The organism is Nostoc sp. DedQUE05 (assembly GCF_034530955.1).
Taxonomy (GTDB): Bacteria; Cyanobacteriota; Cyanobacteriia; order Cyanobacteriales; family Nostocaceae; genus Nostoc.
Genome location: NZ_JAVRCB010000013.1, coordinates 72,375 through 92,470 on the forward strand (window position 1 = coordinate 72,375; position 20,096 = coordinate 92,470).

Annotated in this window: 20 protein-coding genes and 1 pseudogene; 7 read left to right on the forward strand and 14 right to left on the reverse strand. The window is 40.9% G+C overall.

Going from position 1 to position 20,096, the window contains the following annotated elements; genetic code table 11:
- Positions 1-442: 442 nt before the first annotated feature.
- Positions 443-841 carry a DUF6335 family protein gene (locus tag RMZ42_RS11845; protein ID WP_322671625.1) on the forward strand — a complete coding sequence of 133 codons (399 nt, stop codon included), beginning with the start codon at positions 443-445 and terminating at the stop codon, positions 839-841.
- Here the strand turns inward: RMZ42_RS11845 and RMZ42_RS11850 are convergent, their stop codons facing one another.
- Positions 842-1,258, reverse strand: coding sequence for a response regulator (locus RMZ42_RS11850; protein ID WP_322671626.1), 417 nt, complete (start codon positions 1,256-1,258; stop codon positions 842-844).
- A gap of 764 nt (positions 1,259-2,022) precedes the next feature.
- Positions 2,023-2,820: a peroxiredoxin-like family protein gene (locus tag RMZ42_RS11855; RefSeq protein ID WP_322671627.1), complete on the reverse strand. Its 798-nt coding sequence runs from the start codon at positions 2,818-2,820 to the stop codon at positions 2,023-2,025.
- Positions 2,821-3,640: 820 nt separating this feature from the next.
- On the opposite strand from RMZ42_RS11855, the gene RMZ42_RS11865 reads away from it, so the two are divergent.
- Positions 3,641-4,003: a DUF2809 domain-containing protein gene (locus RMZ42_RS11865; RefSeq protein WP_322671628.1), complete on the forward strand. Its 363-nt coding sequence runs from the start codon at positions 3,641-3,643 to the stop codon at positions 4,001-4,003.
- Between the two features lie 61 nt (positions 4,004-4,064).
- Here the strand turns inward: RMZ42_RS11865 and RMZ42_RS11870 are convergent.
- The 4 genes and pseudogenes from RMZ42_RS11870 to cobJ form a co-directional block, all read right to left on the reverse strand.
- Positions 4,065-4,170 (reverse strand): annotated as a pseudogene (locus RMZ42_RS11870) (ISKra4 family transposase); the annotation flags it as partial.
- A gap of 129 nt (positions 4,171-4,299) precedes the next feature.
- Positions 4,300-5,346: a glycosyltransferase family 2 protein gene (locus RMZ42_RS11875; protein WP_322671629.1), complete on the reverse strand. Its 1,047-nt coding sequence runs from the start codon at positions 5,344-5,346 to the stop codon at positions 4,300-4,302.
- Positions 5,347-5,879: 533 nt separating this feature from the next.
- Complete coding sequence (locus RMZ42_RS11880) at positions 5,880-6,200, reverse strand: hypothetical protein (protein WP_322671705.1); 321 nt, start codon at positions 6,198-6,200, stop codon at positions 5,880-5,882.
- Positions 6,164-7,882: a precorrin-3B C(17)-methyltransferase gene (gene cobJ / locus RMZ42_RS11885; RefSeq protein WP_322671630.1), complete on the reverse strand. Its 1,719-nt coding sequence runs from the start codon at positions 7,880-7,882 to the stop codon at positions 6,164-6,166. The genes RMZ42_RS11880 and cobJ overlap by 37 nt, the downstream gene beginning before the upstream one ends.
- Positions 7,883-7,955: 73 nt before the next feature.
- Between cobJ and RMZ42_RS11890 the strand changes: the two genes are divergently transcribed.
- A complete protein-coding gene (locus RMZ42_RS11890; protein WP_322671631.1) occupies positions 7,956-8,417 on the forward strand; it encodes a PH domain-containing protein in 462 nt (153 codons plus the stop codon).
- Here RMZ42_RS11890 and RMZ42_RS11895 read toward each other — a convergent pair.
- The 3 genes from RMZ42_RS11895 to RMZ42_RS11905 form a co-directional block, all read right to left on the reverse strand.
- Complete coding sequence (locus RMZ42_RS11895; protein WP_094351377.1) at positions 8,414-8,635, reverse strand: type II toxin-antitoxin system HicB family antitoxin; 222 nt, start codon at positions 8,633-8,635, stop codon at positions 8,414-8,416. The two genes, RMZ42_RS11890 and RMZ42_RS11895, sit on opposite strands and share 4 nt — an antisense overlap.
- 34 nt (positions 8,636-8,669) lie before the next feature.
- Positions 8,670-8,816 carry a hypothetical protein gene (locus RMZ42_RS11900; protein ID WP_322671632.1) on the reverse strand — a complete coding sequence of 49 codons (147 nt, stop codon included), beginning with the start codon at positions 8,814-8,816 and terminating at the stop codon, positions 8,670-8,672.
- Between the two features lie 79 nt (positions 8,817-8,895).
- Positions 8,896-9,285, reverse strand: a complete 390-nt coding sequence (locus RMZ42_RS11905; RefSeq protein WP_322671633.1) for a hypothetical protein — start codon at positions 9,283-9,285, stop codon at positions 8,896-8,898.
- A gap of 166 nt (positions 9,286-9,451) precedes the next feature.
- Between RMZ42_RS11905 and RMZ42_RS11910 the strand changes: the two genes are divergently transcribed.
- Complete coding sequence (locus RMZ42_RS11910; RefSeq protein WP_322671634.1) at positions 9,452-10,153, forward strand: DUF547 domain-containing protein; 702 nt, start codon at positions 9,452-9,454, stop codon at positions 10,151-10,153.
- On the opposite strand, the gene RMZ42_RS11915 is transcribed toward RMZ42_RS11910, so the two are convergent.
- Both RMZ42_RS11915 and RMZ42_RS11920 read right to left on the reverse strand, forming a co-directional pair.
- Positions 10,138-10,893 (reverse strand): TIGR04283 family arsenosugar biosynthesis glycosyltransferase, encoded by a 756-nt coding sequence (locus RMZ42_RS11915; RefSeq protein WP_322671635.1) that lies wholly within the window; start codon positions 10,891-10,893, stop codon positions 10,138-10,140. The two genes, RMZ42_RS11910 and RMZ42_RS11915, sit on opposite strands and share 16 nt — an antisense overlap.
- A 264-nt stretch (positions 10,894-11,157) precedes the next feature.
- The gene (locus RMZ42_RS11920; RefSeq protein WP_322671636.1) at positions 11,158-11,646 is read right to left on the reverse strand and encodes a rhodanese-like domain-containing protein; all 489 of its coding nucleotides are present in this window, start codon (positions 11,644-11,646) and stop codon (positions 11,158-11,160) included.
- Between the two features lie 149 nt (positions 11,647-11,795).
- On the opposite strand from RMZ42_RS11920, the gene RMZ42_RS11925 reads away from it, so the two are divergent.
- Entirely contained in the window at positions 11,796-12,683 is an 888-nt protein-coding gene (locus RMZ42_RS11925) for a pirin family protein (protein ID WP_322671637.1), read from the forward strand.
- Between the two features lie 243 nt (positions 12,684-12,926).
- Complete coding sequence (locus RMZ42_RS11930) at positions 12,927-14,333, forward strand: collagen-like protein (RefSeq protein ID WP_322671638.1); 1,407 nt, start codon at positions 12,927-12,929, stop codon at positions 14,331-14,333.
- A 389-nt stretch (positions 14,334-14,722) separates the two neighbouring features.
- Here RMZ42_RS11930 and RMZ42_RS11935 read toward each other — a convergent pair whose 3' ends face one another.
- The 3 genes from RMZ42_RS11935 to RMZ42_RS11945 all read right to left on the reverse strand — a co-directional run bounded on the left by RMZ42_RS11935 (position 14,723) and on the right by RMZ42_RS11945 (position 18,808).
- Complete coding sequence (locus RMZ42_RS11935; protein ID WP_322671639.1) at positions 14,723-15,283, reverse strand: nitrate transporter; 561 nt, start codon at positions 15,281-15,283, stop codon at positions 14,723-14,725.
- Between the two features lie 477 nt (positions 15,284-15,760).
- The gene (locus RMZ42_RS11940) at positions 15,761-16,936 is read right to left on the reverse strand and encodes a patatin-like phospholipase family protein (RefSeq protein WP_322671640.1); all 1,176 of its coding nucleotides are present in this window, start codon (positions 16,934-16,936) and stop codon (positions 15,761-15,763) included.
- Positions 16,937-17,488: 552 nt separating this feature from the next.
- The gene (locus RMZ42_RS11945; protein ID WP_322671641.1) at positions 17,489-18,808 is read right to left on the reverse strand and encodes a dihydroorotase; all 1,320 of its coding nucleotides are present in this window, start codon (positions 18,806-18,808) and stop codon (positions 17,489-17,491) included.
- 424 nt (positions 18,809-19,232) lie between these two features.
- On the opposite strand from RMZ42_RS11945, the gene lepB reads away from it, so the two are divergent.
- Positions 19,233-19,874 carry a signal peptidase I gene (gene lepB, locus RMZ42_RS11950; protein WP_322671642.1) on the forward strand — a complete coding sequence of 214 codons (642 nt, stop codon included), beginning with the start codon at positions 19,233-19,235 and terminating at the stop codon, positions 19,872-19,874.
- Positions 19,875-20,096 lie beyond the last annotated feature (222 nt).

The window sequence follows — 20,096 nt, forward strand, 5'->3', positions numbered from 1 at the left end:
ACTAACTACAACAAAAGTTAAATAAACAGATTATTTTTTGAATAAATAATCTTGAATTACTTATCATATTATCTGCCTTCACTACTCAAATAAGTTTGAGTATTCAATTGGTTATTTAGCATTCAGATATTTAAAAAGTATGAAAACGAGTTAAAATGCTAAACTTATCATCAAAATTTTATTTTGGTTGCCTATTTTTGCCAAACAAGAAATAGTTATGAGTGAAAAGTTCGCCAATGAATAATTTTGGTTTGATAACTTATAACTCATAACTTCAACTACAAGTTCCTTGACCATGAATTCATAGCTACAATCTTATGGCGCGATCGCTAGTTTAGCTTCGTACCCAGGGGATAGATTATTTTCTTAGCTATACACCTCTAGTTAGACAAATTGCTGACAAGAAAACGTTATTGTGAGAATGCAGAAAAGAGCTAGGATCATGGCAGAAAAAAATCATAATGACAAAATTAAAAGTAATGATTTGCCACAAGAGATTACCGAATCCTACGGTACTGGTGTAAAAGACTTGCCGGGATACAACATTGGCGGACGCTCAATAAAAGCAGAAAGAGACGAGTACACAGAAACTAGTCCTGAACTGACTGGTGGGGATGTTGATGCTTATTGGCAAGATGCAGATGCAGTTGGAGATGAAGCAGTTGGTGGTAGTACTTCCACTCCCGATCAAAATGTCACAGAGGACTTAGAAGCAGCAGTGGGGCTAGAAATGGCTGATTCTGAATTTCTGCATACCAACGATATTTTAGAGGATCGTGATGGCGATCGCTGGGAGTTAGATCCAAAATCTTCTGAAGATTATCAAGACCGAAGAGAATAACTACCAATTACAAGAAGCAACCAAATTAGCTACTATCTCAACTAGTTCTTCTGGAGCGATCGGTTTAGATATATGAGTGTCAAAGCCAGCTTCCAAAGCACGGATACGAGCCTCACTATCAGCAAAGGCTGTTAAAGCAATAGCCGGGACTCGTCCACAATTATTTGCTTTCAGCGCACGGAATTTGGAAATGAAAGTGTAGCCATCCTCCCCAGGCAACCCGATATCACTAATTAAAACATCGGGTTGCAATTCAGACAATACATTGCGTGCATCTGCTGCTGATATCACTGCTATAACTGTTGCTCCATCCATTTCCAAGACAGTAGTGATAAAAAAGCGAGTATCATCATCATCCTCAACTACCAAGATATCTAAACCAGTAAGAGTTCCAGAAGTTTGCATAATAAATGACATTTTATTTATCCTTACTTGCTATATTCGTAATTCGTAATTAAGAGAGTACAGAGCAAGCAGTGATTACAACTACGAATTACGTTAGCGAGTCCGCAAGCGTCATTATCAATTACGAATTATTATAACTTTTATACCCATTAGAGCTTCTTTTAGAGCAGATTTTAGATTTACAAAAGTAGATTGATGTGTTCAGAATATTGATGAGATACCGAAGCAGGCTCTTTTAACAAAAAATGATTTAATACCATAATTTCAAACATATAGCTTGATGGTTACTACTCCTTTATCTATTTTCCTACTGGAAGACCACTTCGCACAAATGAAATTCAAGTGTCGTTAGAAAAGTCCTCACTTATCTTGATTTTCAGCATAATTCAAAATTCAAGAGTCAGGAGCGATGCCCTGAGTCTGCTGTTCGCGGAGCGTCTGAACAAGAGGGTTTAAAACCCTTATTAAATCAAACGCGAACAGCGTCTCTAAAAGAGAAGATTTAGTCGTTTTCAATCAACGGCGGGTTTGTAGCGAGATCCCGCAGGGTATGCCCCACTCGTAGCGCGCCCATAGTCAAAGGCGGGCAAGATGCCCACCCTACAAGATTGGATAATTTATTTCTTGGAAGTCCCTTAAAAGATATATTTATGTTTATGTAGGTTGGGTAGAGTGAAACGCAACCCAACATTACCACCTTATTTATATGTTGGGTTACGCTATCGCTGCATCCAACCTACAAAACTATGGTTCTCAAGGTAGACAAGGTTTAGGAATTAGTGAGTTGAAGTAAAGCTATCCGTTTCAATCGAGGATAAAAATGATAAGGGCTGACTCATATTAGCAGCAAAGCCTAAAATTCCTGGATCTCGATGTTCGTAAAGTAACTGGCCTTTGGTATCAAACAGAAAAGTTCCACCACGCTGAGTTAAGTAGGCAGAATTAGGTACATAAGTATGCCAATTGCTGAGAACTTCAACCATATTCCGTAGCCGTAGAGTAGCCAATTCAAAGGGACGTTGAAACCCACTTCCGCCAGCTAATTGGAAAAACGAGCCTTTAAAAGCAGGTAGAGGAGTACCTTGAATAATTTCATCATCTTCAATAAGTTGAGGGGCTTGACGATCTCCCCTGTATCCCCGAAAAACTTCTTTTAGCGTTCCAGGACTTCCAAAGCCTGCACACATTAACACTAGATTTAGCCAAGCTTTCTGAGCAGGGGAAAGTCCAGGGAGAGGAAAATTGAGACCTGAATAAAGTTTGAGTTGGTGATGTAGTTCTCCATTAGGTTCAACAAATAAATTTTCCGGTGGAAATCCTGTATATTCACAAAATCTTATTCCAGAGGCGCGATTACCAATTCCCACTGCACGAATAGCGAGTTTTTCATCTGACAATTTTTTAGCTTCGCGCTGTAACCACCACGCATATTCAAGACTATCAAAATCCCCAAGTTGGGGCCAGACTAAAACCAGGGTATATGAGGCAGGCTCGCAATTTTCTAGTAGGGGGCGGATCATGCCATCACTAACACGCTGAAGTCCTGTCCGATCGAGGATAGTGTAAGGATTCATGACAAATGATTACTCGGATATCTGGGGTATCAGTGACACAGGATGTACTAAAGTATTAATATGCCATCATCTCAGGTTTGTGAATATTTTGTTATACTAGTTAACGGAAGTTCATATTTAGTTTGATACCGCTAAGTCAGGCAATACTTAGTAGGTCGCTTGATGAGTGTATTACTACTAACAGCAGCTAGGTATGAAAGCTTCTTCTAAAGATTGTCAACATTGACCGATAAGTAATCCCATCTACTACACCATAAGCATTTACTGATACCCCAGCCATTCTCTGTCTTGCCTAAATTCCCGGTATATTGGCGAGTCACGTAATCTGTTAATTTTCCCTTTTTCTTGTCTCCTATTTGTCAATAGATAAAATTATTTCTCTTTCTCCAATCAACATTTTTGTTAACCACAGCCTCATTTCTTTTAATTTTTTGATATTCCACAGTGCATCTCTGGTAAAAATGATGACGGGAATTGACCATCTTTTAATCCTGCTATTTTCGCTATCTCTGGTAGCGATTTGGCTCGGATTTCTGATAACATTCTCAAGTGTAAATACTTGAATGCCTCAAAATGTCTCACATCCTCAAATATTGAATAATAGTGTTGACAATAGTTATCTATGAAGCCGACTGTATTTACTGCTTCCCTGCGCTACGTAACCATCAGAGTTACTTACTGTTTCGGTTTTTCTTCCTGATTATACTCTCCCCGTAGTAACAAAAGAGGGATTAGTAATAATAGAATTTTTAACAGAGTCTATCAAAAATTAAAGAGGTTGATAGTCAAAGTAGGTATTTTTTGAGCGCTATTGATTGCCATGTTTATCTTCAATAAAAAATATTTTTACCTGACACTTTTACTATTTTTAATAGAGGTATGTATTGCAGTTTTTATAAATGATAGTTTTATTCGTCCTTTTATCGGTGATGTTTTAGTAGTTATATTAATTTATTGCTTTGTCAAAGCTTTTTGGAATATACACTCATCGATAGTCGCTTTATCAGTTTTTGCCTTTTCTTGTGCAATTGAGATTCTGCAATATTTTAATTTTGTAAATAATTTAGGATTACAAAAATACAAGATTCTGGCTGTTGCTTTGGGAAGTGTATTTGATTGGAAAGATATTATTGCTTATGCAATAGGTATCATAATAGTTCTATGGTTGGAAAATAGGACATGATTACTCGATCGAGTATTTCGCGGCGTTCAATAGGGAGAGTAAATTCACGAATAATATTCTAAATTCCATCATGTCCATCTCCAATACAGGTCAGTATAGGAGCTATGATTTGGCTGTTAACCAAATTAGACTACAAGATTATTTTCTTGGAATGAGGCTGCGTAGGCGCAGCCCGCCGTAGGCATCGCAACCAAGTTAGAAGACGTACAGCTTTATAATCTTTATAATCTTTCTAGTCACAGGGTTGTCCGATTACTCCCTTACCTCATATTTTTGTAACAATCTTTTGGTCTTACTTATTTATTATTTTTGGAAGAATAAAAATTGGGATGCGTTGATTTTCTTCGTTTTATTTGGAGATTATAAGGCATTTCAAAAACTAATTTATTACCCATCACATAGTATTGAAATCGACGTTTAATAATATTGTTACATCTAGAAATAAAATCATAAAAAACGCTCGGTTTTTTTGTGAGTTCTTTCAATGCTAATAACCAATTTCCTTGCTTGAGAGGCAATAAAACTTGATAGTAAGCTAAAGTTCTGTTGTAAACTGCAAGATTATAAGACAGAGCACGCATTAAAGCTGGATTTTTTTCCACAACTTTTTGCTGCATGAAAGAATCAGTAGATATGCAAGATTGATTTAGACGTTTTAATCGGCTTTCACGTACAAGAGAAGAAGAGCGTGAACGGTAGAAATAATAGGCTTCTGGCACTAGAAAAAAGCGAGCGCCATTAATTAAACATTTCATATCAAGCCAAAAGTCCTCAGCTATGCTTAGGCTTTCATCGTACTCAATGCTGTGTTTAACCAAAAATTCTCGTTTGAACAGGGGCTTGCTTAAACCAAGATGTAGTCCTGCTTTTCCATAAACATCAGTTTTTACAAAATAAACGATATCAATTTGGAGAATTTTATCTATATGTTCTCCACTTTCTTGAATCAATGTACTCCAAGGAGATGTTGCACCATCTTTGATAAAATAAACATCATCTGCAATCATATCTGCATTTGCTTGTTCTGCCAGCAACACAAGCTTTTCTAATCTTTCATGAGCATACCAGTCATCTGAATCAAGAACAGCAATCCATTCTCCTTGGGCTGCTTTGATAGCAAGATTACGCGCAGCAGAAACCCCAAGGTTTTGTGGATTAACTATCACTTTGAGACGTTCATCGGTAAAACTCTTTGCAACTTCTACAGTTTTATCAGTTGACCCATCATCGACAACGATAACTTCAAGCTCAGTGAGTGTTTGATTTAAGACTGACTCTATTGCCTTCTTAATATAAACTTCAGTATTGTAGGCAGGGATAATTACAGAGACTTTAGGATTCATCAAACTAAACTCCTGACTAATCGCTATATGCTTAGATTACAATGTTAAAATTCCAATGAAAATTTGTTGAAGTCAAAATTCAGAAGTCAAAATCAAAACACTTAAGGATTCCTTGGCGTTGCCTTAGTGTCTCTGAAAGAGAAGCCTTTCGTAGAGAAAGAGCTTCGTTATCAATCGGGGATTTAGACCCATTAATGAATTCTTGCATCACCAAATTTTCTTGTTTTGTGAGATTCTGAACCCGATGATTCCTCCGCTATTTGTACAGAATTCAGAATAAATTCTGACTTTTGACAAATGTATTCTGTTTAATAATTTATTTTTTCATAGCGTAATCATCAATGGTTTTTACTCATTTATATTGCAGATAGGTGAGACTTATTGGGATTTTCGTTTGAATGAACTACATACACGAGTTGTATAGTAGCACAACTATGACTGCTGTTGTGGAAATTAAAAATTTTGATGATGTACCAGTTGCTGTTGCACGCTTTCGGGAACTTTTATGCATGTTTTTCAGATTTTTATGTGTGTTAATAGCCTGATAATTGATGAATTGAACAAAAAGTAATGTTGGGCACATTTTCCACAGCTGCTTGTGTTTCGTTCCCTTGATGTACATACCATTCAAGAATTTTAACTCGCTTGATTTGTCCTATTTCTAAAGCATAAAGAGTAGCGTAGACGCTTTGCGGCTTGTCGCTAGACATCGCGGCATTACAGAAAATGCAAAATCCCATCCCTTTATCTTTGAGTGCCTTTAAAAAAGTGCTTGTCTTGCCTTTTTTGCTCTCTTCGGTGACAGCGCCAATCGTGCCTAATATTCGGTATAGCGACGCGGCGTATAAACCCAGATATTACCATCGCGGCGCTTGATAGTTCGGGTTTTTGTGGAACCAACGAGAATAATTGTCCGCATATCAGCGCTTGCTGGTGTTAACTGCTCAAGTGCGATCGCTTTTACCGTTTGTCCTGGCCGACCGAGATTCCGGGCCAATACTACTGGTGTATCTGGTGTTCGATGTCGCAGCAAAATATTTCTCGCTTCTGCCAGTTGCCAAGTACGCTCTTTGGAAACAGGATTGTAGAAAGCAATGACAAAATCAGCCTCAGCAGCAGCCGCAATTCGTTGGGCGATCGCAGACCAAGGTTTCAAGATATCGGAGAGGGAAATAGCACAGAAGTCATGCCCAAGGGGCGCACCAATGGCTGCTGCTGCTGCCTGCATTGCAGAGATGCCTGGGGCCACATGAATGTCGATACTGTCCCATTCTGGTTTAGCATAGCGATCGCATACCTCAAAAACTGCTGTTGCCATTGCATAGATACCGGGGTCGCCAGATGAAACTACAGCTACATATCGTCCAGATGCAGCCAAATCAAGGGCCATCTTTGCCCGTGCTTCTTCTTCGCGGTTATCAGACTCATGCCGTTGCTTGCCATCAGCCAGAGAACCAACTAAATCTAAATACGTTTTATAACCCACTAAGTCAGTTGCCGACTTGAGTATCTCCTTGACTTCGGGAGACATCCATTGCGAACCACCAGGGCCCGTGCCAATAATCGCTAATTTTCCGCGTGGTTGACCGATGGTGTTGGGGTCGATTGCTTGAGGAGCAATAGCGATCGCAATATCGGGAGATGGAGATAAGGGGGATGTCCCAGTGGCGGCGATCGCTGCGGCTTGGGCGGGGCTATAACCTTGTGAAAGTAGACTTTCTAACTGATTTGGGGTAAAAAAGCGGGTGGGCACTTTTAAGGCGCTAGCTACCGCGTGGATTGCGGGATCGGCGGCGGCGGCGATGGGTGCAAATATCCCGGCGACTGATGCTTTTTGTAGTTTGGCATCAGCTAGTAACTGTTGTACTAAAGCTACTGCATCATCAATCATGCCACTCATTGCGATCGCGATCGTTGCTGGGTGGTAGACAAGCCTGTTGGCTGTAGGAGTCACCAAGCGTTCCGTAACTTGGATGGTCAAATCTCCCTGTGGATCTATGGGCAGTTTACTATCGCTCAACCAAGGCGCTATTCCTTCGAGCTTAACTTGCGCCCCAGCTAACACATCTGAGATAAATTTCTTCGCATCGTCTGGGTTTGCTAAATGGTATCCAGGGGGAGGAGATAATAGCGTTGTGCCCAAACGTAAATCGCCTGTGGTCGTAATTGCAGCTTTGACATCCAGCGCTTCAGCAATGCGGCGTGCCAAATCGTTCACTCCACCAAGTCCGCCCAACAGGGGAACAACAGCACTACCATCTTCAGCCACAGCTAGCACTGGTGGTTCCTGTCGTTTATCCGAGATTACCGGAGCTAGAGTCCTAATTAAAATACCGGCGGCACAAATGCCAATTAGCGGTGTTCCTTGGGTAAATAACTCGCGCAGCGTCTCACCAAAGTTCGTGAAGCTGACATCAACTCCAGATGTGCGACCCTCTAGACCGTATAGCCTCGCCCCTGGTAAGACGCTGATTATCTTGCGTGCTACTGTCACGCTATTTTGACCTAGTACTACAATGGCAGGTGCAACATTCATGATCGTAAGTAGATATCTTGCAAAATTTGATATCCTTCAAATGAAACCATAGATTTAGACATACAGCGACTTTATGCGAGATGCGATCCCAAAAAAAACAATAAGCCCTGACATAATAGCTTCTATTTTTCGTCGATATAAAATCAATAGTAAAGTTATTATGTCTTTTAACAGCTTTTCTGAGGAAACGAAAGCTTATGTATTAGAAGGAGTAGCTTTAGCATCAGATGAAAAACCATGTATTTTGAGCTTTGTAAATTTGAACCATTGGTGCTTAATTACTAATGAAAGATTAATTTGGACAAATTATCAGGAATTTAATATTCTGCATTATGAGACTATTGAAACTGTAGATATAAATAAAGAAAATTTATTACGTTTAGGAGCATCCTTTAAAAGGCAGAATCAAGAAATAAATATAAAAACAGAATCAGGAAAAAACTTTATTGTTAATATAGGCGAAGCAGGTGGAAGTGTCTTTGCTTTATTAAGTGTTCTAGGCTGGGCTGTTGCTAAGAAAAAACACTGGCTTTAGCTGGCATTTGCAATTACCAATTCAACGTCTTCGGGTAGAGAACGTCCTTGTTCTTTGTATTCTTCCTGAATCATTTCAAAAACATAGACAAGTTCAGCACGAGCTTCATCTGGTGTTTGTCCCCAAGCATGACAACCGGAAATCGCTGGTATATATGCGACAAATGTACCATTGTTATCAGGACGGATAACAGTGGTGTAGTCTTGTAAAGAATTCATGGGTATAGCCGCAAGTTTGACTTATACCTTCAGTTTACAGCGATATATTAACCCAAGTTGCTGTGCGTCTACGCATTTGGGTAATTAGGGGTGCGATGTCTAGACGATCAGTTAACAGCAAGGCAATGTAGAGGCGATCGCATTCTCTCAAAAAAGTGCGATCGCTTATTAAATTGGACACTAGGGAGCAGGGCGAAAGGGGGAGAATAAAAAATTACCTCTTTCCCCTCTGCCTCTTGTGCCCAATCTCCAGTCTCAACTCAATTAGCTTTACGCTCTTTCAGCACTTGATCTAGCAAGTCTCTAGCAGGTTGTGCTTTAGCCAACGCTACTTGATGGTCATTATAAGCACGAACAAGCCGAGAAAGACTGCTCACACCTGTCTTGAGTTGCTCCAATTCTTCACCAGCAACTAGTTCGCCATCAAGCATCCGCCCAATTAACGGTTTAATATCGCCTACTTCCTGCCGGACTTTTTGGAGCTTTTCTAGAGAACTCAGTAAGGTTTTTAGTGAGTTCAATATGTCGTCAATATCTTGGGCATCCTCCACTGGCTCAGGTGGATTTTCAATTGCGATCGCATTTTTATCTGAAACTGTAGGCAATTCCTCTACAGACGTTTCACTTGTAACCCCATTTGACCGTGCCATCAACGCTTCCTCAAGGAATTTTCCTCAGTGTATCGCTGATTTCAAGTTGCCAAAGATAGTATTGTTATAATTCGTTAAATAAATACTTGTATAAATTCAAGTCTACGTTGCGATCGCGAAAGCAAAGAATTCTTTTAGCTACAGCCAACATATAAACACAGCAATAATGATTGATTTTGAACCTTGGGACAAGTTGTTGCGTCAATATGTCGATCGAGAGGGTCGTGTAAACTATATTGCTTGGAAAACTGAGCAACCTCAAGCGCTAGCTGATTGGTTGTCGAGTCAAAAAAATCTGGCTTTTACATCTAATAGCAACACTTCTGAGCAATTGGCATTGTGGATCAACCTTTACAATGCGTTCACCATTTCGGCAATTTTAGAAAGATACCCACTTGAGTCAATTCGTCCGCGAATCTTAGGCATTCCCAACTGGCTGGCTTTTTTGTGGTTCTTCCAACGTCGTGCTTATTATATATTTGACGAACATTACAGTTTAGCCCAAATAGAGAACCAAATTCTACGGAATCAATTACAGGAGCCACGAATTCATTTTGCAATTGTCTGCGCTTCAGTTGGTTGCCCGTTACTGCGGGCTGGAGCTTATTTTCCTCAACAAGTTACTCAGCAGTTAGATGAAGATACCCGTCGCTTCATTAACAATCCTGAAAAAGTCCGTTATGACTCAAATAGTAAAACGCTCTACTGTAGCAAAATCTTTAAATGGTATCGTCAAGATTTTCTTAAGGTCAAATCCTCTATTCCAGAATATATCCGCTCCTACCTAGAAACAGACCTGCCAATCAATGCCTCAACGCCGATTTCCTATCTCTACTATGATTGGAGCCTGAATCAGCGAATATCTTGATAAAATTGTTTGAGATAATTTGCATCAACGCCAATTCCCCACAAAAAACCGATATAAAGGTAGATTGCGTTTGCTTTCCAGCTACCCCATTTTGCGACGCGACGATCTGAAGAGTGAACAATGCGGTTCACCAGATAAATACGTCCTTTTTTAATCAATCTCAGGCATAAATCTCCATCTTCCATAATCGGTAATGCCTCATCAAATCCGTCGCAATCCCAAAAGTCAGTGCGACGACAAAACATTACCTGATCTCCGAACAACAGGCGCAATCCTCGAAAAAACAGGTGAGGTTTAAATAGCAGTGGTGCATAGTAGGTTTTTAAATAATTATGTAGAGAGATGCCCCAGCGAGTCGTTTGAGATCCACTCATCAGAGAAATGAACCCCCCACAGGCAATGGTTGGTTCGGCTAGAGTTTGCTCTATTACGGTGATTAAGTCATCCGGCACCCAAGTATCTGCATGAAGAAAGCAAAGAATATCTCCAGTTGCAACCGATGCTCCGTAATTCATCTGAATAGAACGCCCACGCTGTTCAGATGAGAGAACTTGTACGCATAGCGACTGATTGAATGACCCAAAGCATTGCTTTGCAACTGCCACTGTCTCATCTTCGCTGCCACCATCTACTACTATCACTTCAAAAGCAGGCGGATTAAGTAAAGTTAATTGGGCTAATGTACGCCCTAAGCTAACTGCTTCGTTTAAAGTAGGAATGACAATCGAAACTTGAGACATGCAGTATAAGTAGTTTTATCGTTGCTTTTATTCTACTTACTTAATGTTGACAAGCTCTTATATCATGTTCGCATAATTAGTTATGATTTCCACAGTCATTGCACCCCACACGCCAGATGCTCCACTTGGGGAGACCCCAAGACCGCACTGGCTCCCCTTAATCCCCTCCCCGCTCTTCGGGAGGGGAGACGAAGTGTAGCTTTGGCGGGGTAGGGTTCTTTGGGTTTAATAAGTAATGAAGCGAACATGATATTAGTCCAAAGGTCAATACTCCTGAGCATGGTAAATAGTTTTTAGCAGTTTTCCCCAGATTGCATTGTAAGGATGTACAACCTTTGTCGGATGCCTATTTTGAAAGATAGGCCTGTCTTCGTTTGCCCACTGAAAAATCCCACCACTCAAGTTATAAATGCACTTCATCCCGGCTTCATCAAGTTTTTGGGCTAATTTTGCACTCCGATAGCCAACAGCACAGTACACAACAATTGGTCTATCTTGGAAAATTGCAACTGCTGCTAAGTCCTCTGTGAGAGGATCTATGCGTACTGCTGTTTCGATATGACTAACTGCATACTCAGCTTGACTTCGTGCATCTAGCACTAATGGACGAGGCTTTGCAGAATCTGATAGTAATTGAGCTAATTGGTTGCAATCAATTTCCTCAACAGTAGGAAACTGAAATCTAATCAGAAGTTTAAGAAAGTTAAACGTGAGCGATCGCACTTGTGAAAAGACTCTTTGGTTGAGAAACAATACTTCTAATAGGAAAAAACTAGCAAAAAACAGGCGATCGCATTGGCATCAACTCTCCAAAACAAACAGATAACTCATCAAGATTAGCTTATTTGCAAGTAAATATACTTATAATAATTACAGCATTTACTAATCACCTGCGATTATTTATGGCAATTCTTCAACTGATTGAACCCGAAGTTAAAAATCTGGGTGGTTTTTCTGCCCGCCGCAGTTTGCCATATCCTAATCGCCAAACGGTTGGGCCGTTTATCTTTTTCGATCATCTTGGCCCGTCCGTTATGCCCCCAAATCAAGGCATTGATGTCCGACCGCATCCTCATATCAATCTGGCAACGGTAACTTATTTATTTGATGGTGCTTTGATGCATCGCGATAGTTTGGGTACTGTGCAGGAAATCCAACCAGGTGCAGTCAACTGGATGATAGCGGGAAAAGGGATTGTCCATTCAGAACGCTCACCTGACTTTGACCGTTACCAAGAAACTACTATTCATGGCATTCAAACCTGGGTTGCCCTGCCTGTTGAACACGAAGAAACCGAACCAACGTTCATTCACTATCCTGCTGAAAACCTTCCCACTTGGGAAGAGAATGGCGTTATCATCAAACTTATTGCTGGGCAAGCATTTGGCTATACCTCACCTGTAAAAGTTCTCTCACCTATTCTCTATTTAGATGCAGTGTTGTCTGCCAATACCCACCTCACTATCCCTACAGATTATTCACAAAGGGCAGTATACAGTGTCACAGAGGGATTGAGGATTAATGGTGAACCGATCGAGCAATATCGTCTCGCTATTCTAGAGTCAGGCGATCGGGTTGAGGTTTCTGCTACATCTGCTGCTCGATGTATTATTATTGGCGGTGAGCCGTTAGGTACACGCTACAAATGGTGGAATTTTGTCTCTAGCCGACCAGAGCGAATAGAGCAAGCGAAAGCTGATTGGCGTGACTATCGCTTTGCTAGCGTGCCAGATGAAACGGAGTTTATTCCACTGCCAGAAGTGGTAACAGAAGCTAATCCTTTTTCATAAGTGGGTCACACTTCGACACTCACTACCTCGCTTTAGCATGGCCAAGTTTAACCCAAGTTGCTAGTTACTCTTATGAGCGATCGCTTTGGGACAATTCCCCTCTGCCCCTCTGCTCCTCTGCCCCTAGAGCGGTCTTAATGATAAGTCTTTAACCAAACACGATCTCACTGGACAAGAGGGAGCAAATTGTTGAAACTCAGCGTCAGGAGTAGATAATTCAACTAAAGTTTTAGGTGTAAATAGATGCACAATGGTTTTAGGAGTAAACTGCCACTACTGCTGACATTCTGCTTATTTACTAGCTTTTTGTCTGCCTCTGGTTCAGTTTTATGTCCAGCCGTTGCCTCTGATGAATACTATAAAATAGCTAGAAATTATGGCAGAGATGGACGCGCCGGAACCGATGGGCGATCGGGTAGAGATGGTAGCAGCGGTGAAAACCAAAATATTTTTGTCAATGGTTCACCTGTAAATCTTGACTTGTCGGGTAAAGATGGTGAAGACGGGGAAGACGGGGAAGATGGTTATCAACCTGACTGTGGTTCCCAACGCGGCGATCGCGTCAGCCATGATATAAACGCACCAGATGGTGGTAGTGGCGGTAATGGTGGCAAAGGAGGAGATGGGGGAAATGGTGGTTCTTTGACAGTGTATTACAGCAATTTAGCAGACTTACGGAATATTTCTGTTCGGGCAACTAGTGGCGAAGGCGGGCGCGGTGGTAGAGGTGGTAGGGGTACGGAAGGCTGTAACTGTCACAGACGAAGATGGGAAGTAAAAACCTGCCAGGGAACTCCTGGTAGTCCTGATTATAAGTGTACTGAAAAGGTTTATCGATGTAGCGATGGTAGCGATGGGCGAGATGGCAGTGATGGTAGCGATGGTAGCCAAGGGCGCTTAGGAACTTTGAGTATTGTCAATAGCAAGGAACCTTTGGCCGCTGATACTCCAACTGTGCAGCTAGCAATGTCGGAACTGCTAAACAAACAGTTCCACCTCTCGAAGAATAAGTGGAATCAACGCATAGGGGCGGCTTCTCTACTTGCGCCTGGTTCTGCGATCGCCGATGATTATCGAGAGTTTGAACAGCGTCTAGAAGAGGCTTTTCAAATAGTTTGGCAAGAAAGACAACCTATTACCAGCTTTGGCAATCAAGCCGTAACACTAAATTTAACTGATAACAAACAAGTAGAAATTAATTTTTCTGAGGAATTATGGGTTGAAGGTAACAGCAAAAGTGAGGCTAACTTGACAACATTTACCGTTAACCATGCCATTCCCAAAAAAGATGTCACCCGGTTAGCTGTAGCAGAGTTTGCCGATGCCGGACAAAATCTCAACTTAAAAATAGTCGATTTGGCAGCCAAGTCTGATGCTATTAATACTCAATTTCGCGTGAAATTCCGCGCCCAAGATAGCTTGCACGGTTTTTCTGGCTACAAAACTGAATTTGAAGGCGATATTCCCACAGAACTTGTGACTCGTGACTACAACCGTTTTACTCTAGCTTTGGGCAAGCTCAAAATTCCTGACGACGCTTTACGCCCTGGTGTCAACGTTGATATTGAAGTCGTAGCAACTCGTTCTTTAGGAATACGTTCTGCCAAGCAAACTATTAGCTGGCAGGGTGCAATCCGCAAGCCTAAATAAAGAAGAATTCAGAATTCAGAATTCTGAATCAAAACGCTCTCTACAAAAAGCTGCGCGTAGCGTCTACCTTTGGGAGAAGAGAAGGCTAGGCTTTATACCAATTCGCAATTCGCAATGACGCTCGTTCCTCGCTAACGCAATTCGCAATTGAGAAATTTAGATGCAGCAAAGCTTTCAGAGGTTACATCTGTATCAGATTTTTCGTGAAATGGTATTACGCTGCGCTACCTGCCACTCGTACACAATTCATTCTGACTCCTGACACCATTTTGAAAAATGATTGCGACAGATGGATTCACACCAAGCCAGACGCACAAGGCAATTTCCAATCCAAAATCTAAAATCCAAAATCTAAAATGGTATGACTCCTGAATTCTGCTCGATAAAGTTTAAGAAGATTTTTTCCCATCTGAAACCATTTGCGAGAGAATATAGGCTGCGAAATCTAGTAACTGATCCAGCAAAAAGCCAATGATGCCGATGTATAATATTTCCTGGATTATATAATCAGTATTGCCAGCTTTATAAGCATCCCAGAGGGTAAAGCCAAGTCCTCTTGGGCCTGTTAACATTTCTGTGGCAATAACGATAAACCAGGCTACCCAAATACTAACTTTCAAGGCATGAAATATGTGAAAAATAGCTACTCGAAAGTTATTATTCTGTCTTTTGAAATGCCGCATCCCTATTGCTGTGTTAATAATCATTGTCCAAAGAGTTCCCACAAAAACTACTACAATAGCAGCCGAGTCGCTCTCTTGAAACGCAATTAGAGCAATAGGTAGCAAAGCGATAGGAGGGATACTATGTGGTATCTGAAATATCAGCCGAAATAGCTGATAAACCATGCTATTTATCCCGATTAAATATCCGATAAAACCACCCAATACAACTGCTGGAATATAACCAACAAATAACCGTTGCAGGCTAGCTAAAATGTCTAAAAACATATTATTTTCTCTGCCTCAGTTCTCATGGAAAACATTCGGTAAATACTGCGGCAACAACACAAAACAGGGCTGAGAAAAATGTATTTGATTACACATTCTATTTTGTTAATAAAAGATTTTTTATATCTTCTCCTGTTAATTATTAATTAAAAAACTTAGGTATTATTACGATGTGATAGGAGTAGTACAAAGAAGAGGTAAAGCTTGACTTGACTAAACTTTATCAGAAAAGCAAATTTTAATTAGTAAATTAAATACAATTTCGAGAATTTATCAAAGAAGGCAGTTATTGTTATATGTGACGTGCGTAGTTTACCGCACTTCGGCAAGGCTCAGTGACCACCGTAGGCATCGCTCCTTGACTATCTAAGCTGATGCAACCAGCCAGAAAAAGTCTTGAACGGCATGTAAAAATCAATTGGATGGGTATTCAAACCCCAACCAATTGTAGACAGTTGTAAATAATGACACAGTTCGCTAGTTATCTTTAATAAAAGACGCGATCGCCTTTTTTATCGGAGAACCGGAATCGTCTCTGGTATAGTACGTAAGACCTTCCTCAATGAATGCAGAAGTAGTATCTATTAACTGCTGAAGAATCACGGAATTAGTATTATCTATTTCTTCAGTGACTTTTTCCCCTGTAAATTTATTTTTCCGCTCTTCTGGAGGTAAGACAATGCGAGGATCTTTATAAGTCTCTTTTGGTTTGGGTTTAAATGTTTCATTTAAGTCAAACTGAAGACGTAAGTAACGTTTAGACTCATATCCACCCATAATTTGTCGGCAAATCGTACTATCAATCTCAGATGTAGGTTCCATGAATATGTTAGTAAGATTTTTGATCCAGTCTAAACCTCTCCATTTGCTTATTTGCTTATATTGATATGGTTGACCAGTTTGACCTGTGCCAATAGAAAGGATAGAAATATCTTCTAATCGCAGATTATTTAGTTTATATTGTTGCTTGATTTCTGGAGATACTGAAGACTGACTAATCCTCATCGCTAGACTCAAAGCTGCCAGAGCAGGGTTATTAGCAGAAACTCCTCCATCAATGTGGGGGAATTCCCAGTCACCAAATTTTTGTTTATCTACAGGTTCTAATTTATATGGTGGAAAAAAAGTAGGTGCTGAGGCAGAAGCGGTACATATTTCCCATAAATAACAGTCATCGTACCATCTGTCTCCTAAATCAGGATGACAATTTGTAAAAAAGGTGGTGTTGCGATATAGCGTATCGTAAGCAAGAATCAAAAGAATGGGTTTTTCGATATCCTTGATTCTTGTGGATTTATAAGCATCTTTGAGTACGCTAGTAATTCCATCATGAGAATATTTAGATGGGGAAAATACATCAATAATTGATTTGATGATGGACGGAAAGTTTTTGTAGCGCTCTTTTATTTCCAGAGGGAATATATCTTTACCTCTATTTTTATACATTTTAATAAGTTCATCACTTTCCTTTCCGGTAGCAATCCCTCCTGCTAATATCGAACCAGTAGAAGTACCAGCAACCATGTCAAAATATTCGTGTAAAAACTCTCCTTTTCCCTGATTTCTAATTTCTTGTTCTACTTGTTGAAGTATTCGTGCTGCAACAATTCCACGAATACCGCCACCGTCTAAAGCCAAAATTTTGAAGGACATAGCAATTCTTTTTGATTATTTTTTTGTGGACAAGGATCGTGAGATGAACCACAATACAATTCCATTAGCTTGTTTACTCTTATCCGACTTATCCGATTTATCCGACTGGAAGAATACCTAAGTTTTTTTTTAACGAATTCCCTTCTCTACGAGACACTACCTATAGCTTGCTTATCTGTAGAGGGCGGTATGCGTAGTATTGGTGTCAACTTAACGTGAAAGCCAGCCTCAAAACCAGCTTTTAAATATTATCTCGTTCCCAGTCTTCGACTGGGAATGCCGTCCTAGAGGCTCCGCCTTGCGCAACACTGTTCGGTTAAGGCAAGAGACGCGATGAATCACCGTCTCTACAATAGTCAATCTTTCGTAGAGACGGCGATTTATCGCGTCTTTGCGATCGTTTAACTTGAAACACTTAGAAATACAGCAAAATTCTACGTTGTGAGTTATGGAAATACCCCACCTGCACAATCTGGCATGAAGGTTGGGGAGGAATATATCTTATGTAGTTGCTGTAAATTCAAGGTTTCAGTAAAGTTAAATAAATATTTGCTACAAGAAAGTTAAAGCTTGACCCCGCACTTGCGTATTTACCTGGCCTTTGTCATAAACTATTTCACCGCCGACAATGGTGGTTTTAGCCCAGCCGGTGAGGTTCCAGCCTTCAAAAGGACTCCAATGGCATTTGGTTAAAAGTTCTTCGCGCTGGACTGGGCGGTATGTGTTTAAATCTACAAGCACCAAATCGGCATCGTAACCAGGGGCGATCGCTCCCTTATTCGGAATACCATAAGCCACAGCTACAGCTTTAGACATCCAGTTTACAACTTGAGCCACAGTACACTTGCCCTCCATTGCCGCAGTTAACATCAAAGCGAGGGAAGTTTCCACTCCAGGCATTCCCGAAGGAGTATTGGGGTATTCTTGAGCTTTTTCTTCTAAGGTGTGCGGCGCGTGATCTGTGGCAATGAAATCAATCACACCATCACGCAAAGCTTGCCAGAGAACTTCGTTATCGTGGGGCGATCGCAAAGGTGGATTCATCTGTGCTAATGTGCCAATTGTTTTATAGGCACTAGTATTTAATAACAAATGCTGTGGTGTCACCTCTGCTGTCACCCAACTCGGTTTCTCCTGACGCAGCAAATCTGCTTCTTCGGCAGTTGACATATGGAGAATATGCAACCGACGTTGATATTTTTGAGAAAGTTTTAATGCTAGTTGGGTTGCCAGCAACGCCGCTTGATTATCTTGAATTTGCGAGTGAACGGCTGGATCGTGAATATTGGCAAATTCTTGGCGGCGTTGGTTGATTCTAGCTTGGTCTTCGGCATGAACGGCAATTAAGCGATCGCCTTTGGCAAATATCGCCTCCAATGCTGTTTCGCCATCAACTAGCAACTGACCATGCATCGACCCCATGAAAATCTTAATTCCCGGTGTTGGCTTTGCTAAGAGCAAATCTGGTAAACTCTCTGCTGTTGCCCCAATAAAAAAGCCATAATTAACTAAGGATTTGTGTGAGGCCCGTTCTAGCTTGTCGTCTAAAGCCTGTTGTGTCGTAGTTAGGGGGCGCGTATTGGGCATTTCTAAAAAAGAAGTGACTCCCCCTTTAGCACAGGCACAACTAGCGGTGAATAAATCTTCCTTGTGTTCTAGTCCAGGTTCCCGGAAATGCACCTGCGGATCGATAACTCCTGGCAACAAAGTTAAGCCTTCTGCGTCAATTTCAGTGGCTAGTGCTGTTTGGGAGATTTCTGGCGCAACTTCGACTATTTGGCGATCGCGCGTCAATACATCCCCAACCATCAGTTCACCATCGGGTAAGATTATGCGAGCTTGGCGAATCAGTAACATTTTTGGCGATGACATAGGGATAACCAAGTTTAAACAGCGAGCTATGTATTACAGAGAACCATGCTTTTAGGTTAAACTTATTCGCGATCGGAGTAACCAATTTTTGCCGCACCTTAAAAAAAAGTTTATTTTTAACAAGAGAGGCAGCAGGAGTTTAATTCCGCCACAAAATCTCCGATTTGGTGGACTGCAATTAGATAAGGTTGAACGCGAAAGCGTCTGTCTTATATAGAAGCCTCATCTAAATTGAAACCTACTCCTGCCCCCTGCCCCCTGCCCCCTGCCCCCTGCCTCCTATCTCCTTCCCAATCCACAATCTCAAATTGGTAGTCAAGATGCAAACATAATTAGGAAATTAAAATTTTCCCGTTAAGATTAACAGATAAAGTCTCACTAGGCGAGTTAATTACCTACGTCTTTCGTTAAGTTAAGTAATTTCATGCATAATCAAGTGTCTGATAACAACTCTAGTCAACAACCCGATAATTCCTGGATCGCAGAGCTAGGTAGAACAATTGTATTGAGCATCGTTCTAGCTCTGGGAATTCGTACCTTTGTTGCTGAAGCACGCTGGATTCCTTCTGGCTCAATGGAACCAACTCTGCATGGTACGCCAAACCAGTGGGAGGCAGACAAAATTATTGTCGATAAGTTGAAGTATAAATTTGCTGACCCACAGCGGGGAGACATAGTAGTATTTTCACCTACGAAAGAGCTACAAAAAGAACAATATCAAGATGCTTTTATTAAACGTATAATTGGCTTACCTGGAGAGAAAATACAACTTAAGGATGGCAAAGTCTATATCAACGACAAACCTCTGCCAGAATCTAATTACCTCAGTTCTGGGCAGACTACAGTTATTGATGTTTGCCAATCAGGGCCACAGCCACCTTTTTTGGCCAAACCCCAGACTATACCAACCGATTCATATTTAGTACTGGGTGATAATCGTAACAGTAGTTATGACAGCCGCTGCTGGGGTGTTGTCCCTCGCCAGAATATCATTGGACGTGCTGTAGTTCGCTTCTGGCCTTTAAATCATGTTGGCGGAATCGATAAATCGCCAGTATATCCATAAATTAACAAACAATATTGCTCAAATAGCTCATTAACAAAAGAATTTTAGATTTTAGATTGGGGACTACTAAATCACCAATCTAAAATCCAAAATCCGTGTTGAAAAGTTCAGTTCGCTCTTTGCGAGATACTGCGACTTTTCGCCAAATCTCAAATCCAAATATTTCTATGACCGAAGACGAAGAGGGAAAGGGGCAAAGGGGCAGGGGGCAGGGATTGCTCC